18 protein-coding genes and 1 pseudogene are annotated in these 13,952 nt (G+C 55.3%); 10 read left to right on the top strand and 9 right to left on the bottom strand.

Annotated elements, in window-relative coordinates:
• The first annotated feature begins 115 nt into the window (after positions 1–115).
• Positions 116–808, top strand: coding sequence for a GntR family transcriptional regulator (locus CAMM_RS09405; protein ID WP_003846459.1), 693 nt, complete (start codon positions 116–118; stop codon positions 806–808).
• A gap of 6 nt (positions 809–814) precedes the next feature.
• Here the strand turns inward: CAMM_RS09405 and CAMM_RS09400 are convergent, their stop codons facing one another.
• The 6 genes from CAMM_RS09400 to rpmB all read right to left on the bottom strand — a co-directional run bounded on the left by CAMM_RS09400 (position 815) and on the right by rpmB (position 3,547).
• Entirely contained in the window at positions 815–1,492 is a 678-nt protein-coding gene (locus CAMM_RS09400; RefSeq protein WP_003846458.1) for a TetR/AcrR family transcriptional regulator, read from the bottom strand.
• 62 nt (positions 1,493–1,554) lie between these two features.
• Positions 1,555–2,373 carry a putative nucleotidyltransferase substrate binding domain-containing protein gene (locus CAMM_RS09395; protein WP_050759833.1) on the bottom strand — a complete coding sequence of 273 codons (819 nt, stop codon included), beginning with the start codon at positions 2,371–2,373 and terminating at the stop codon, positions 1,555–1,557.
• A gap of 198 nt (positions 2,374–2,571) precedes the next feature.
• Positions 2,572–2,820, bottom strand: coding sequence for a 30S ribosomal protein S18 (rpsR, locus tag CAMM_RS09390; RefSeq protein ID WP_003846456.1), 249 nt, complete (start codon positions 2,818–2,820; stop codon positions 2,572–2,574).
• 14 nt (positions 2,821–2,834) lie between these two features.
• Complete coding sequence (rpsN, locus tag CAMM_RS09385; RefSeq protein ID WP_003846453.1) at positions 2,835–3,140, bottom strand: 30S ribosomal protein S14; 306 nt, start codon at positions 3,138–3,140, stop codon at positions 2,835–2,837.
• Positions 3,141–3,143: 3 nt separating this feature from the next.
• Positions 3,144–3,308, bottom strand: coding sequence for a 50S ribosomal protein L33 (gene rpmG / locus CAMM_RS09380; protein WP_003846451.1), 165 nt, complete (start codon positions 3,306–3,308; stop codon positions 3,144–3,146).
• Between the two features lie 2 nt (positions 3,309–3,310).
• Positions 3,311–3,547 carry a 50S ribosomal protein L28 gene (gene rpmB, locus CAMM_RS09375; RefSeq protein ID WP_003846448.1) on the bottom strand — a complete coding sequence of 79 codons (237 nt, stop codon included), beginning with the start codon at positions 3,545–3,547 and terminating at the stop codon, positions 3,311–3,313.
• A 492-nt stretch (positions 3,548–4,039) separates the two neighbouring features.
• On the opposite strand from rpmB, the gene CAMM_RS09370 reads away from it, so the two are divergent.
• The 5 genes from CAMM_RS09370 (at position 4,040) to CAMM_RS09350 (ending at position 7,102) form a co-directional block, all read left to right on the top strand.
• Positions 4,040–4,306 (top strand): type B 50S ribosomal protein L31, encoded by a 267-nt coding sequence (locus tag CAMM_RS09370; RefSeq protein ID WP_003846444.1) that lies wholly within the window; start codon positions 4,040–4,042, stop codon positions 4,304–4,306.
• A 15-nt stretch (positions 4,307–4,321) separates the two neighbouring features.
• On the top strand, positions 4,322–4,495 hold the full coding sequence (gene rpmF, locus CAMM_RS09365; RefSeq protein WP_003846442.1) for a 50S ribosomal protein L32: 174 nt from the start codon (positions 4,322–4,324) through the stop codon (positions 4,493–4,495).
• Between the two features lie 222 nt (positions 4,496–4,717).
• On the top strand, positions 4,718–6,142 hold the full coding sequence (locus CAMM_RS09360) for a S1C family serine protease (RefSeq protein ID WP_040354908.1): 1,425 nt from the start codon (positions 4,718–4,720) through the stop codon (positions 6,140–6,142).
• A 55-nt stretch (positions 6,143–6,197) separates the two neighbouring features.
• Complete coding sequence (locus tag CAMM_RS09355) at positions 6,198–6,785, top strand: MogA/MoaB family molybdenum cofactor biosynthesis protein (protein ID WP_003846436.1); 588 nt, start codon at positions 6,198–6,200, stop codon at positions 6,783–6,785.
• A gap of 95 nt (positions 6,786–6,880) precedes the next feature.
• A complete protein-coding gene (locus tag CAMM_RS09350; protein WP_003846435.1) occupies positions 6,881–7,102 on the top strand; it encodes a hypothetical protein in 222 nt (73 codons plus the stop codon).
• A gap of 102 nt (positions 7,103–7,204) precedes the next feature.
• On the opposite strand, the gene mscL is transcribed toward CAMM_RS09350, so the two are convergent.
• The 3 genes from mscL to CAMM_RS09335 all read right to left on the bottom strand — a co-directional run bounded on the left by mscL (position 7,205) and on the right by CAMM_RS09335 (position 9,181).
• Entirely contained in the window at positions 7,205–7,687 is a 483-nt protein-coding gene (gene mscL, locus CAMM_RS09345; protein ID WP_003846434.1) for a large-conductance mechanosensitive channel protein MscL, read from the bottom strand.
• Positions 7,688–7,867: 180 nt separating this feature from the next.
• Positions 7,868–8,572 carry an SAF domain-containing protein gene (locus tag CAMM_RS09340; protein ID WP_075761548.1) on the bottom strand — a complete coding sequence of 235 codons (705 nt, stop codon included), beginning with the start codon at positions 8,570–8,572 and terminating at the stop codon, positions 7,868–7,870.
• A 63-nt stretch (positions 8,573–8,635) separates the two neighbouring features.
• Complete coding sequence (locus CAMM_RS09335) at positions 8,636–9,181, bottom strand: 5-formyltetrahydrofolate cyclo-ligase (RefSeq protein ID WP_003846431.1); 546 nt, start codon at positions 9,179–9,181, stop codon at positions 8,636–8,638.
• 56 nt (positions 9,182–9,237) lie between these two features.
• Here CAMM_RS09335 and CAMM_RS09330 point away from each other — a divergent pair, with 56 nt between their 5' ends.
• From CAMM_RS09330 to sepX, 4 genes and pseudogenes are all read left to right on the top strand, one after another.
• Positions 9,238–10,161 carry a UTP--glucose-1-phosphate uridylyltransferase gene (locus CAMM_RS09330; RefSeq protein WP_003846430.1) on the top strand — a complete coding sequence of 308 codons (924 nt, stop codon included), beginning with the start codon at positions 9,238–9,240 and terminating at the stop codon, positions 10,159–10,161.
• 3 nt (positions 10,162–10,164) lie between these two features.
• Complete coding sequence (gene glp, locus CAMM_RS09325) at positions 10,165–11,430, top strand: molybdotransferase-like divisome protein Glp (protein WP_003846427.1); 1,266 nt, start codon at positions 10,165–10,167, stop codon at positions 11,428–11,430.
• Between the two features lie 16 nt (positions 11,431–11,446).
• Positions 11,447–12,154 (top strand): annotated as a pseudogene (locus CAMM_RS09320) (GNAT family N-acetyltransferase); the annotation flags it as partial.
• A gap of 305 nt (positions 12,155–12,459) precedes the next feature.
• Positions 12,460–13,935 (top strand): divisome protein SepX/GlpR, encoded by a 1,476-nt coding sequence (gene sepX / locus CAMM_RS09315; RefSeq protein WP_040354903.1) that lies wholly within the window; start codon positions 12,460–12,462, stop codon positions 13,933–13,935.
• Positions 13,936–13,952: the final 17 nt, after the last annotated feature.

Raw genomic sequence — 13,952 nt, 5'->3', positions numbered from 1 at the left:
TTCGAGGACGCTTTGGTAGAGGTATCAATCGGCGAGTCACTTCGTGAACCCGCTCCTGGTATCTGGTTAGTGTCCATGAAAGATATTTCTACCATCGTGTTATAGAATTCACAATATGCATGAACAAGATTCATCCTCACAGGCGCCGAAATCCGGTCCGATTGGCCCCCGATTAGTAGAAGAGCTGCGCAACTTGATTGTTACGGGCGAGGTGGCACCGGGAGAAGTGTTGGCGGAGCTTCGAGTCGCAGAGAGATTTGGAATCTCTAAAACCCCAGTGCGCGAGGCACTGCACCTGCTTGCTGCGGAAGGGCTTATTACTGTCTTGCCGAAGAAGGGTTATTTGGTACGACCCATGACGAGTCAGGATCTCCGTGAAGTCACGGATGTGCGCATGCTGCTTGAACCGCATGCCGCGAGTGAGGCAGCGCGTTTGGCGGATGGTGAGGCTGTCGCACGGATGAAGGCACTAGTGGATCTGCAGCGCGAGGCATCGGAAACCGATCCAGTCAAGGCGATGCACTATGCCCGTGAATTCCACGGTGCAATAGCGGTGGCCTCTCGGAATAGTCGAATCAGTGCGCAACTACTGCGCTGCTTTGATGAAACGGCGCGGGCGCATTATGTAATCCCCGAATTACAAGCGCATATGCACAACGATGATGAACTTGCTGAGCATGAAGCAATCATGGATGCCATCTCTAGGGGAGACGCGGAGGCAGCGCTCGAAGCGACGAAGAAGCACTTGCGCACCATTCGTTCAGTTACCACGCAGCGCTTGGAACGCGGTTCTGCCCTCTGGCAGTAGGCCCTGCTAGTCTTTCTTCGCTTCTTTGGCAGCAATCATGTCTAGCGTTGCCTGCTCACGGTCATCTGGGAAATCGGCTTGGAGCACGCGCAACGCGGCATCGGCAAGCACGACTGCGGTCGACGGAAGCTCTGAATCCGAATGTTGAAACGGAGGGGTACCGTTATTCTCCCGCATCTCCATGGCGGAGAGCGCGAGGTGGAAAGGCAGATCAGTGCGCGGATCCTCAGGTCCTACGATTTCGGCCGCAGTATCACTGAAAGTTTTCTGTAGCTGCGCGCGCTGATCATGAAAATCATCAAAATCAGCGGAGTTGGCAACAGGCAATTGGTAAAGGCGGCCAACATTCCAGCCGCTGGTAAGCAAAAGACGTGCTTCGGCCGCAACCAAGGCCCACAGGCGCAACTCTGGTGAAGACTTGGAGCTCGCTAATTCATCAGCCAACTCAATGGAAGGTTCGATGGTGGACTTTAGCAGCGTGAGAAAGATTTCCGTCTTCGAGGGGAAATGGTAATACAGCGATGCCTGTCGGATGCCAACAGCTTCCGCGATCTGATGCGTGGAGGTATTGGCAAAGCCCTGGGTGGTAAATAACTCCGAGGAAGCATCCAAGATTTCCTCGCGCGCGGTGCTACCGCGTCGGCGAGGGCTATTTTTGCGAGGGCGTCCAACCGCACCAGCCATAAAACCAATTCCTCCTTATATAAAGCACATTCAAATATACGACATTAAAGCCCTGCTTGAGGCTAATTTAGATTTTGCGCGCTAGATATTTCCTGCGAAGCCGGTGCTTCTTGCGAGTAGCGCGCGGAGATTGCTGCAAAGGTCTGTGCAACGAGGCGGCATGCAGCACCATAGGCCGTGCGGTCAAGTGAGGGAAGATTGTCTAACGTGGTGCTGTGGCCATCCATGTTAGCCAGCCAGCGGCGCATCGCGATGCTCACCGCAGTCTCCCAAGCCGCGGCCAAAGACTGTGACTCCGACGGGCTGAGCAACTGCCTTTCGATGGCAATCTCTAATCTGTCCAGCGTTGGTCGCGGAGAGGGTGCAGCCCACCGGGCAATGCCTGCAATGGGAGCAAGTAGATAAGACTCGATATCGACTTCGCTGTCAGGGTCAGGCAAGCCATTGACGACCTTGAGCGCTGGTGGGCGCAGGCTTAAGGCTTCATCGAGAAGCTGTTGCTCTCCACCGATGCCCACTGGGTATCCGGCATCCACCCGCCACGCCAGAAATTCTTCCTCGGCCTGGCGACCCTGCAGGCCCACTGATTCCAAAATCTCAAGCAGCTGCTCATCCTCGCCGAGCCATGTAATCGGCATGGAAGGAATAGCATCCCCGCGGCTAACTGCTCCTGTAAGACGAACCGGGCTGGCAATAGCAGGGGAGCGAACAACATCACTAACTAGGCGTGAGAACCACGCAGTCAGTTCCGTCTCGCTTTCTCGGTGGCGAAGGGCATTGCGCAAAAGATCTTGAGCTTCAGATAAAATCCCGCGGGCAGCGGCGGTGGACTCACACCGATTGGCCTGTAAGGCAAGTTCCCGCAACGATGAGTGCAGCATGGCCGTCCTTCCTGCATTAAAGCGGTGGGGAGAAGTTTTCCTACTTTAGCGTACCCGGTGCCCAATCATAGGGGAAACAAAAGGCCCCTGGTCTCTTTCACCAGTTACATGGTGGAAGAGACCAGGGGCCAATTTATACTTTTACCGTTCACACTTTATGCCAACGGCAAAAGTGCGCTGTTGAAACCCGGCTACTAATTAGCGGGTGGTGAACGGCAGGAGAGCCATTTCGCGAGCGTTCTTTACCGCGGTAGCAACCTGACGCTGCTGCTGCGGGGTCAGACCGGTGACGCGGCGGGAACGAATCTTACCGCGGTCAGAGATGAAGAGACGAAGGGTCTTGGTGTCCTTGTAGTCCACCTTTTCGATGCCTTCAGCCTTCAATGGGTTCTTCTTCGGACGGCGGGTCTGCTCCATCCGGAACTTCTTCTGGTTATTGCGCTTCATTGTTGCAACACCCCTTACCAGCTGGACTTGCGGACGCCTGGCAGCTCACCACGGTGAGCCATGCCACGCATACGGACACGGGACAGGCCGAACTTACGGAGGTAGCCGCGTGGACGTCCATCATGGGCGTCGCGGTTACGCACACGTGCAGCAGATGCGTCACGTGGCTGACGGTTCAGCTCGAACTGTGCGTCCAGGCGATCCTCGTCAGAGGTGTTCGGGTTCTTAATAATTGCCTTGAGCTCAGCGCGACGCTCCGCGTAGCGGGCGACGATTTCCTTGCGCTGCTCGTTCTTGGCGATCTTTGACTTCTTAGCCATAAATTATCGCTCCTCGCGGAATTCGACGTGCTTGCGGACAACCGGATCGAACTTCATCAAAGTGATGCGATCTGGGTTGTTGCGCTTGTTCTTACGGGTGACGTAGGTGTAACCGGTACCCGCAGTGGACTTGAGCTTGATGATTGGACGGATGTCATTACGTGCCATGCTTAAATCTTCTCCCCACGTGCTCGGATCTTCGCTACAACGGATTCAATTCCGTCACGATCGATGATCTTGATGCCCTTGGTGGAAACATTCAAGGTGATGGTACGGCCCTCAGAGGGCAAGTAGTACCGACGACGCTGCACGTTGGGGTTCCAACGACGCGAGGTGCGGCGGTGCGAGTGCGAGACCTGCTTGCCGAAGCTCGGCTCGCGGCCCGTTACCTGGCAAATAGCCGACATGGGTTCTCTTTCTCCTAGCCGCCCACATCATGGCTTTGGCGCTGGCCTTCCGCGAGAATGACTTAAGCGTTCTTCGCAATGCTCTTTGAAAGTGAGGTGAGGTAAAGAGCGATCAGGCTAGCTGCCGAATACCGGTAGACGGGGCGTATTACGTACAAAGTGACAACAGCAAGGGACAACTTTACAGCCTACGACTACATTTACCTAATCGCCTGGGAGTCTTGGGTATCGCATGCTTGTCGATGGTTTATCCACCCCTTCTTACATGTCCACCTGGAGAGGATACTCATTGATCCCTAGGTTACGATTTAGGTTTTATACCTGGAATCTGTATGATTGTCCGAGTTGATCACCGCGCGCTTTCGCACTTGCGAATGTTGCTGTGTTAGTGACCTTCTTGTCAGTTTGTAAGATACCCAACTCAGGCACGATCTTCGCCCGCTGTAGGAGTGAAGAACCGACCTGAAGTTTCAACCCTGAGGGAATCGTATTATGAAGAAAGAAATCCACCCGGATTACCACCCGGTGGTCTTTCAGGATGCTGGTACTGGTAGCCAGTTCCTGACCAAGTCCACCGCCACCTCCTCCCGCACTGTTCAGTGGGAAGATGGCAATGAGTACCCACTGATCGTTGTTGACGTGACCGCTGAGTCCCACCCATTCTGGACTGGTGCACAGCGCGTTATGGATACCGCTGGCCGTGTTGAGCGCTTCAACCAGCGCTTCGGCGCAATGGCTCGCCGCAAGAAGAAGTCATAAGGAGGAAAGAAAACAATGGCAACTCCTAAGTTTAAGAAGTCCCGTTCCAATACCCACCACCGTCGCTCCCAGTGGAAGGCTGACAACGTCGCCCTGCAGGAAGTAACTATCGACGGTCAAACGGTTCGTATCCCACGTCGTCTGGTCAAGGCTGCAAAGCTCGGCCTCGTAGATGTAGAGCAGTTCTAAGAAATAACGCACTGCTTTCAGCGTGTGGCTGATAGTTTTTAGAAAGACACCTCGTAACTGACTTGGTTACGAGGTGTCTTTTGTTTTGCCTGGCGTTAACACTGTCCGGGCAACACGATAGGATCGAGGAATAAACCTCTACAGCAAACGTTCAGGAACCCACTTCCGGACTAGCAGAATTATTCCAGTCCTACATAAGATTCGTGAGGGAGAATACCTACCATGAATTCCAAAGATGAACACTCCGATTCGTCGCAAAGCTACTCACGCGGCTGGAACCAACCTCGCGGTGGCCAGCCCCGTGATGATCAGCCACCAGAGCACACGCAAGAGATTCCGCAACAGCCACACGGCTCTGCGCAGTCCAATCCGGGTGGTCCCTATGGGGCTTCCTATGGAGCCTCGGGTGCTGCTGCGAGCAACGCCGGCTATGACCCACAGGTATATCCAGCTGGCGGCTATGGACAGCAATATGGACAACAGCCAGTAGGTCAATCCGATGCAGCGGTCCCGCCGGTAGGTGGCGAAGAAGGCGCCACGCGGACATCGAAAAGCAAGCGCACCGTTGGTCTTGGAACCGCTTTGGCCATGATGCTGGTTGCTGGTATTGGCGCCGGCGGGCTAACCGGTTACATCGTCAGCAGCAATAGCTCGAGCAACAATGGCACCTCGGTCAGTGAGATTTTAAATAGCCAACCGGTCAACAACACCAATAGCACGGGGCAAGAGGCCGAAGCCGGCACCACCGAAGCGGTTGCTGCCAAGGTCTTGCCCGCTGTGGTCTCTATTCAGGTAGTGTCCTCCAGCTCGGCCTCGGAAGGCTCCGGCTCAATTATTTCGCCAGATGGCTATGTTCTGACCAACCACCACGTGGTCTCCGCGGCGGAACAAGGCGGCATAATGCAAGTGACCATGAATGACGGCAGCAAGCACGACGCAGAATTTGTCGCCTCAGATGTCAATACTGACGTGGCCGTCATCAAGATTAAAGACGTTCAGGACTTGCCATTTTTGGAATTCGGCAACTCTGACTCCCTGCAAGTAGGCCAAGAGGTCGTAGCCGTTGGTTCACCCCTGGGGCTAAATGCAACGGTAACTTCCGGCATTGTCTCGGCAGTTGACCGCACGGTCCGTGCGTCGCAGGGTGGCGGACAGTCGTCATTGATTGATGCTATTCAAACCGACGCTGCTGTTAACCCCGGCAACTCCGGTGGCCCGCTGGTGGATATGAGCGGCAACTTGGTGGGCATGAACTCGATGATTGCGTCGTTGTCCGCGGGCACCGGTGGAGAAGCCGGATCCATTGGCTTGGGCTTTGCTATTCCGTCTAACTTTGCACAGCGTATGGCGCAGCAACTCATTGATAACGGCAAAGTTGTCCACCCCATGCTGGGAGTGCAGGTCGACGGGCGTGATATTACCGATGGTGCGCACGTGGTCTCCGTGGAACCAGGCAGTCCAGCGGCCGAAGCAGGACTTGCCGAAGGCGACATTATTACTCGGGTCAATGAACGCCCGATTGAAGACGCGGACTCTTTGATTGCGTCTATTCGCGGCCAAGAGTTTGGTTCTGTAATTACCCTCGAGGTTACCCGCGAAGATGACGATTCTTCGCGAGAGGTAGAGGTTACCTTGCCGGAAGAGTAGTTTAATAACCAGCCAGACACGTCCGAAAGACATATCTAGTAGAAGCGGAAGCACTATGACAACTGACTCGAGCCCGGCGCCCGGGCTAGTCCACCCGAAGACCCTCCTGGAAATGGATGAACCAGACGACGCGTATTTGCTGGCAGCAGAACAGCAGGATGCTCCTCAGCCTTATCGACGTGCTCTGGTGGTCCTTGCGACCGATCATCCGGATGAACTAGCGGAAGAAAATTCCAAGCTGTGCACCGAGTTATTGCAAGAAGCGGGCTTTACCGTTGATGGTGCTATTACGGTGCGCTTGAAAAAGTCGAAGATCCGCCAAGCCATTGAGACCGCGGTTGTCGGCGGCGTGGATTTAGTTCTTACTGTTGGCGGCGTCGGTGTGGGACCACGCGATAAGGTACCTGAGGCAACGCGTGATGTCTTAGACCAAATCGTTCCCGGTGTTGCGCAAGCCGTCCGCTCGTCCGGTCAGGCGTGTGGCGCAGTTGATGCCTGCACCTCCCGTGGTATCGCTGGTGTGTCAGGGTCCACCGTGGTGATTAACCTTGCGTCATCTCGCGCCGCGGTGCGTGATGGCATGGCTACGGTTACACCGCTGGTGCACCACTTAGTAGACCAGCTGCAGGAATACTCCGTCTAAGTTTTAGAAAAATCAGGTGCCGGAATCCAGCGGGGCAGCTGGAGCCGGCACCTTTATACTTGTGCCTAAGAAAGACATACCCAAAGGAGAGCACTGTGCCACGTAAACGTCGTCGGGTTTTTAAGCAGTCGACAGCGCCTGATTATGACCGCACTGCCGATCGCCCAGACTTTGTCTCAGCTTTTCCCGACAATGAGGAATCCGCTGATGACACCCGTCACGTGGAAATTGATGAGGAACAAGCAGATGCTGGGGCACCGGATCGCGACGATAAGCAGTTCTGGGAAGAACAGCGCCCACCACATCACGGGGGTTAATACGCCACGATCACAGGTGAGATAACTAAATAGCACAAGCGGGTGCTCAGCAATCTTGATGAAGCTGAGCACCCGCTTAGGTTTATGCGTAAGGAGAAAGCCTTACTTGATGTCGTCGCCGGTAGGACGGTCGGTGTCGCCTCCGGTGGAACGATCGGTGGAGCGGTCGATGCCATGTGCACCGGTAGGGCCATTGGCTTCAGCTGCCATGAGGTCGCGAATTTCCGCGAGCAGTTCTTCAGAGGTTGGCGCTGGTGCTTCTTCTTGCACGCCAAGACGACGGTTGTTGATCTCATTGAGCTTGTTAATAGGCGCAACGATGATGAAGTAGACAACACCCGCGATAATCAGGAAGTTAATGACAGCAGTGATGACTACGCCGAAGTCAATGAAAGTATTTTCATTTTCCGTGATTTGGAAACCCAGTCCTGCCATGTCGGCGGAGCCAAAAGAGTTAATGATTGGCTGAATGAGGGAATCAGTCAGTGCGGTAACAATGGCGGTAAATGCGCCACCGATGATGACACCAACTGCCAAATCGATAACATTGCCGCGCATGATGAAATCTTTAAAGCCCTTGAGCATGATTTTTCCTTTTCAGATTCAGATGAGAATGTCTTAGATTGACAGCTGCGTAGCAACTAAGCCGTTAGGACTGTAACCACATTTGCTTGAAGAATCTATGCGACTGCCCATAAAGTGATTCTAAACACTAAAGCTCAGTGCTAACCGATAATCTACGCCCACTAGCGCTGTTATATCGGCTTATTCGTGGTGAGTTGACTGAAGTTCGGCCCGTTCTCCAGTAATAACAACGGTCAACGGTTGCGACAATGACGCGCTGGCAACCAGCTGCGCTTGGTCAGCGGGCAAGGCAAGCAAAATGGTTGCAGGGGATCCAACGCTCGCATTTGAAGAGGCATGCGCACCGGCAGAAATATCGGCGGAGGTGGCTATCACCCGGGCGCCCTCGGCGATGGTGAGCGGGGAAAATAACCCTGGGCTGAGTTCATCTTCTTGCGAAGAGACCACGTTAACGGTGTCGCCGTGATGCAACAGCGAGATGAGATCGGGCTCTGCCAATTTCAGCGGAACCATATGCCCACCAGGAACCAATTGCGAGGTGAGCTCATCGCCCAATAAACGCAGCTCAGTGACAAACTCTCCCGCTACAGCGGGCGCGGTTATTATTCGGCCTACTACCTCATCAGGATCGTGCAAAGCCCCTTCGTCCGGAATGACATCGTGTGGCACGCGAACCAGGTGCGTATCTGCCGCAGTGAGTTCTTGCCCGGCATCGACATCACGGGCAAAGACAAGAATTTCCGGATTCTCCCGCAACCCGCTCAGCGCGACTACTACAGCGGCGAACACCAAGATGACTCCGATGACATGACGAATAAACTGCGAACGCGCATAGCCTGGGGTCGTCAACATCTGCGAAAGCGAAGATTTCGATGCGGAAGCCATACTGTTATATGACTGCGTGACGCCGCCGAAACGTTCCCGGTAATCCTCAGGGCAGGTGAAGTACTAATCCGTAATGACGGAATCCACCGGTTGATCGAGTTCATCATGCGGAACGAAATCGATGACTTCTACGGCATACACCACAGCAATAACCCGGGGACGAGAAGCCAAAGAACCCAGCGCCCGGTCATAATAGCCAGCGCCTTTGCCCAAACGCATCCCTGAACCATCGATGGCTAAGGCGGGAACAAACAGCACATCCAACTCAGCCAAAATGGAACTATCGTGCTGCACACCGGTCGGTTCCGGAATGCCCAGCGCGCCGGGCTGCATTGAATCTGGGCCGGTATATAAGGACCACGTCAAGATGCCACTTTTTCCAGAGTGGGGGAGCCAGACCTCGGCAGCCACCGCATGCAGGGCTTCAATAAAGTCGGGCCCGCCCGGTTCGGAGGCAAGCGGGAAATACGCAGAGACTTTCAAGCCTTGTGCCTGCGCCGCAACAGCTTGGGTGATTGCTGCATCTTTGGCTTGTTTTTCATCCGGGTCAAGCTGTTTCCGGGCAGCGGTGTGGGCGCGTCGGATATCTTGTTTAGTCAAAGCAACCATAAACACAGGGTAGTGCCAACACGGAATGCTCGGCGCCGGAATGTAAGCTATTCCTTATGGTTAATGATCGCGACGAAGCTTCACCGTGGGTTAAAACCGTTGTTGTTCCTGCTGCTGGAATGGGAACTAGGTTTTTGCCGGCGACGAAGACTGTGCCGAAAGAGCTGCTGCCGGTGGTAGATACCCCTGGTATTGAGCTTATTGCTGAGGAAGCTGCTGCAGTGGGCGCCGATAGGCTGGCCATTATTACTGCCCCTAATAAGCAAGAGGTCATGCGGCATTTTGAGGCTTTCCCGGATTTGGTGGAAACCTTGGAAGCTCGCGGTAAGCAATCGCAGTCTGACAAGGTCAAGCGCGCGCATTCGTTGTTGAATCCGATTGCTGTTGAGCAAGACAAGCCGTTGGGCTTGGGCCACGCGGTGGGTTTGGCGGAGTCTGCTTTGACCGATGATGAAGAGTTTTTCGGTGTGATGTTGCCGGATGACATTGTGTTGCCGATGACCGCGATGGAACAGATGGTCGCGGTGCGCAATAAGCTCGGCGGTTCGGTGCTGTTAGCAGTCGAGGTTCCACGCGAGCAGACGTTTAATTATGGTGTCTTTGATGTTGAGCCCACCGAGGATGATGGTGTGCACAAGGTTATCGGCATGGTGGAAAAGCCGGATCCGGAAGATGCGCCATCGAATTTTGTGGCCACGGGCCGGTACGTGTTAGATCGTAAGATTTTTAATGCGCTGCGTCGTATTACCCCGGGCAAGGGTGGCGAGTTGCAGCTAACGGATGCGATTGAGTTGCTCATTCAAGAAGGCGAGCCGGTGCATGTTGTCGTGCACAAGGGCACGCGTCATGATTTGGGTAATCCGGGTGGGTATATCCCGGCGAATGTGGACTTTGGTCTGCGTTCGGAAGTATATGGTCCTGCGTTGTATACGCAGTTGAAGAAGATTATTGCTAATTATGAGGCAGAGAAGGGCCTGTAAATTATGCGATCTGTGGAGCAACAGCTGGCATTGGTAATGGATGCGGCCGTCAAGCCGGAACCGGTCCGTACGGCGATTGCTCATGCCTTGGGGCTTATGTGCGCCGAGGAAGTTCAGGCTAATCAGCCACTGCCAGGCTTTCCGCAGGCAGTCATCGATGGCTACGCCGTGCGTGCCGTCGACGTCGGAGGCGAAAAGGCTATTGGCGCACAACCCGTGGAAGAAGGCGTCGAAGTTGAACGCTCCCTTCCAGTAGTCGGGGAGGTGCCTGCCGGGTCACGCCAGCCGCTTCGGCTGCAGCCACGGCAGGCAGTGCGCGTATATACCGGCGCGCCATTGCCGACGCTGGCCGATGCTGTGTTGCCCTTAGAATGGACGGACCGTGGACGCAAGCGCGTCACGGCGCACCGTCCCGTGCGCTCTGGAGATTTTGTTCGTCGCGTCGGCGATGACATTCAGCCCGGCGATGTCGCTGTGTCTTCTGGGACCGTGCTGGGTCCAGCGCAGATTGGACTGTTGGCAGCTGTTGGTCGCTCCAAAGTCTTGGTCTATCCACGCCCACGCGTGACCGTGATTTCCTTTGGCCGAGAGCTTGTCGATGTCGACCGTGAACCCGGTCTAGGTCAAGTCTTTGACGTTAACTCTTATTCTCTGGCAGCGGCGGCAAAAGAAGCCGGTGCTGATGTCCAACGCGTTGGTATTGCCCAGGGTGAACCACGACGGATTAAAGAAACCATCGAAACGCACCTTTCTCGCTCGGAAGTACTGGTTATCTCCGGTGCTGTGGGTGGTGCTGGCTCTGAGGTCATTCGCGAGGTACTTGATCAATTAGGTGATGTGGACACATCGCGTGTGGCCATGCACCCAGGTTCTGTCCAGGGCTTTGGCCTGCTCGGTGAAAACCGCACGCCGACATTTTTGCTTCCCTCCAACCCCGTATCCTCGCTAGTGGTTTTTGAAACTTTCGTACGCCCGTTGATTCGTTTGAGCTTGGGCAAGCGCGTGGCGAATCGCCGCGTCGTGCGTGCGCGCGCTCTTAACCATGTGGAATCACGGCCAGGACGTCGGGGTTTTATCCGGGCTCGACTGATGCGTGATGCGGAGACCTCCGATTACTTGGTCGAAGGGCTTTCCGGCTCCACCGGAGCGCCGGCCCACCTTTTGGCTGGGCTGGCGGAAGCCAATGCCATGATTCGCGTGCCTGAAGACGTCACCTCAATTCGACCTGGGGATGTCGTGGACGTCATCTTCTTATCGCAGCGCAGCTAAGCAGGGCATACCTGAAGTGTTTAATCCTTTTGGCTGGCGCTTACAGCGCCTAAGCCCTGCTGACTCGTCGTACCGGCATCCCTATCACCCCGGATGGCCGGAAGTAACCTCCACGGTGTTGCTGCCGGATAACGAACGCTTTCCCCAAGGATTGCGCGTGCGCTTGCGCCCACTTGTGGCCACCGATAAAGGTGCGTGGCGGACACAACGCATCGCCGATGAAAAATACCTTCGCCCAGTCGAACCGACTGCCATCGGCACGTGGAAAGAAGCACATTCGGAAGCAAGTTGGCGCAGCCATTTTCACTACCTCGGAACCAGCGCGCGCAGCGGGTTGTTAGTGCCTTTGGTCATCGAGGTCAATGGGAAATTCGCCGGCCAATTAACGCTGGGCAATATTCAGCACGGTGGAATTAGTGACTGCTGGATTGGCTACTGGGTCTATTCCAAATACACCGGCGCCGGTGTTGCCACGGCCGCTTGCGGACTGGGCGTGGATCATGCTTTTCGCCGCATCGGCTTGCACCGTATTACCGCAACCTACCTGCCGGATAACCCTGCCTCGGGCAAAGTTTTGATGGCCTCTGGCTTTCGTGAAGAAGGATATTTACGCCGCAATTTACATATCAACGGCGCTTGGCGCGATCACCACTTTGTAGCACTCACGCGTGAAGAGTATTCCACCACCGCGATTGATCGCTTGTGCTCCTCCGGACGAGTCTTGGGCTACCTTGCCCGAACCAACCGGAGGGATCGGAGCGACCGGAGCGACCGGAACGGCAGAGGCAACGGGAGTAACGGGAACACCGGGAGCCACCGGGGCAATCGGAGCAGGCGTCCGCGATAACCCGGCGCTGGACGTATGATGTGGACCGCTCAGACGTTATAACCACTGAAAATCTCCTGGCAATTGACGTAAGAGCAGTACACGTGCGGCGTGGCAGGAAAAGACTCGCGGTGTTCAGACGTAATCTAAAATGAGATTTACTGTCTATTCAGCATCCCCAGATCGGAAGGTGGCCCAGGCTCGTGTCTCCAGGATTAGCGATTGTACTCATCATCGTGGTGTGGCTACTGGTATTGGCACCGGTATTACTGCGTGGCCAAAGGCCCATGAGCCGCACCGGTGAGGCCTTTGATGACACCCGAGTGCTATTTGAAGGCGACTCCGGCGAACTAGAACCTAATCGCGGTCCACGACTGTCAGCTAAAACTGCGCGCATCAAAGCCCGCAAGAAAGCTCAGGAAAACGCTGACAGCACAGATAATGAGACCGATGCTGACTCCATTACTACAGATGCCACCGCAGCGAATGCACCAGAGACCGAGACCGCTGATCAAGCGGAAAAGCAGACCGTGGCGAGCGCTGCTGCTCGTATCAAGTCTGAATATGACACCGTCAATGCTGAAGAGCAGGATGCTGAATCTGCAGAAACCATCGACGGGGAAGTGGTCTACGAGGTCGAAGCCGCCGATGCCAATACTTCCGACAAAGACTCGTCTTTGGATGATGACCAAGTGGTAGATGCTGAGTTTGTTGACGTGGATGAAGCAACCGACGCACCGGCAGACAAGCAGCAGGCAGCTGCGCACCCAGTTACCACAGAACTGAGCGATGAAGACCTCAATGCCCTCGACGAAGACGACGATATTCTCCTGGAGGACGAGCCACGCAGCAAGAAATCTGACGATGACGACACCGCTGGCGTATCCGCTTCTGAAAGCCAGGTCTTTACGGCTCCTGCAGCCTATGAGCTTGCAGATAATGCTTACGAGCTCGATGAAACCTATGTTTCTCCCGTCGATCTGATGTACCCGGGTGCCGTTGACCCAGCACTTGCTGAAGAATCGGAAGAAGTCAGCACAGCTGATGCTGACGCTGCAGATGTCAGCGCTGCTGATACCAGCGCTGCTGATGCGGATGCAGCTGAAACCTCGACTGAAGTTGCTGAATATGACGAGGAATTCGAGCCAGCTGCAATTGATGCGGATTCCGACACGGAACTGTCCGATGAAGAGTTGGAATTTGCACAGTCTCGCGTTGGCCGTGGTGGTTGGGATCCAGAAGCCGATGCCGCCAACAAGGCCACCCGCTACCAGCGCCGTCAGCGCACCTTATTAGGACTTGCACTGGTCGTCGTTTTGACTGTGGCACTGGGCATCATCTTCGGTGGCTGGCTGTGGTGGACTGCCGCTATCGCCGGTGGATTGACCATCGCGTACCTCGTGGCCCTGCGCACGCAGGTGCGCCAGGAGCAGCAACTACGTGCCCGCCGTATTGCGCAACTGCGTCGTGCACGGTTGGGTGTGCGTTCGGCACAAGACGAGGAACTCGCCATCCCACGCTCACTGCGTCGCCCTGGCGCTGTGATTGTGGAAATTGATGATAATAGCCCGGACTGGGATCACCTCCCAGAAATGTATGAAGAAGCCGACGACGCACCGGAGCGGCCAGCTCCGCGTCGCCAGCGCCGCGATGATCTCGCCATTCGCCGCGTCGGCTAATCTGCAACCCGGATAGT

This window comes from Corynebacterium ammoniagenes DSM 20306, from assembly GCF_001941425.1.
Lineage (GTDB): Bacteria > Actinomycetota > Actinomycetes > Mycobacteriales > Mycobacteriaceae > Corynebacterium > Corynebacterium ammoniagenes.
This window is presented reverse-complemented; position numbering and strand designations above follow the sequence as displayed.

Excerpts from the sequence above, each read along its gene's own strand:
- CAMM_RS09395 (WP_050759833.1), bottom strand. The coding sequence starts at position 2,373 with ATGCTGCACTCATCGTTGCGGGAACTTGCCTTACAGGCCAATCGGTGT.
- CAMM_RS09400 (WP_003846458.1), bottom strand. The coding sequence starts at position 1,492 with ATGGCTGGTGCGGTTGGACGCCCTCGCAAAAATAGCCCTCGCCGACGC.
- CAMM_RS09330 (WP_003846430.1), top strand. The coding sequence starts at position 9,238 with ATGGTTAATGATCGCGACGAAGCTTCACCGTGGGTTAAAACCGTTGTT.
- CAMM_RS09360 (WP_040354908.1), top strand. The coding sequence starts at position 4,718 with ATGAATTCCAAAGATGAACACTCCGATTCGTCGCAAAGCTACTCACGC.
- rpmG (WP_003846451.1), bottom strand. The coding sequence starts at position 3,308 with ATGGCACGTAATGACATCCGTCCAATCATCAAGCTCAAGTCCACTGCG.
- rpsR (WP_003846456.1), bottom strand. The coding sequence starts at position 2,820 with ATGAAGCGCAATAACCAGAAGAAGTTCCGGATGGAGCAGACCCGCCGT.
- glp (WP_003846427.1), top strand. The coding sequence starts at position 10,165 with ATGCGATCTGTGGAGCAACAGCTGGCATTGGTAATGGATGCGGCCGTC.
- mscL (WP_003846434.1), bottom strand. The coding sequence starts at position 7,687 with ATGCTCAAGGGCTTTAAAGATTTCATCATGCGCGGCAATGTTATCGAT.
- rpsN (WP_003846453.1), bottom strand. The coding sequence starts at position 3,140 with ATGGCTAAGAAGTCAAAGATCGCCAAGAACGAGCAGCGCAAGGAAATC.
- rpmB (WP_003846448.1), bottom strand. The coding sequence starts at position 3,547 with ATGTCGGCTATTTGCCAGGTAACGGGCCGCGAGCCGAGCTTCGGCAAG.
- CAMM_RS09355 (WP_003846436.1), top strand. The coding sequence starts at position 6,198 with ATGACAACTGACTCGAGCCCGGCGCCCGGGCTAGTCCACCCGAAGACC.
- CAMM_RS09370 (WP_003846444.1), top strand. The coding sequence starts at position 4,040 with ATGAAGAAAGAAATCCACCCGGATTACCACCCGGTGGTCTTTCAGGAT.
- rpmF (WP_003846442.1), top strand. The coding sequence starts at position 4,322 with ATGGCAACTCCTAAGTTTAAGAAGTCCCGTTCCAATACCCACCACCGT.
- CAMM_RS09340 (WP_075761548.1), bottom strand. The coding sequence starts at position 8,572 with ATGGCTTCCGCATCGAAATCTTCGCTTTCGCAGATGTTGACGACCCCA.
- CAMM_RS09405 (WP_003846459.1), top strand. The coding sequence starts at position 116 with ATGCATGAACAAGATTCATCCTCACAGGCGCCGAAATCCGGTCCGATT.
- CAMM_RS09335 (WP_003846431.1), bottom strand. The coding sequence starts at position 9,181 with ATGGTTGCTTTGACTAAACAAGATATCCGACGCGCCCACACCGCTGCC.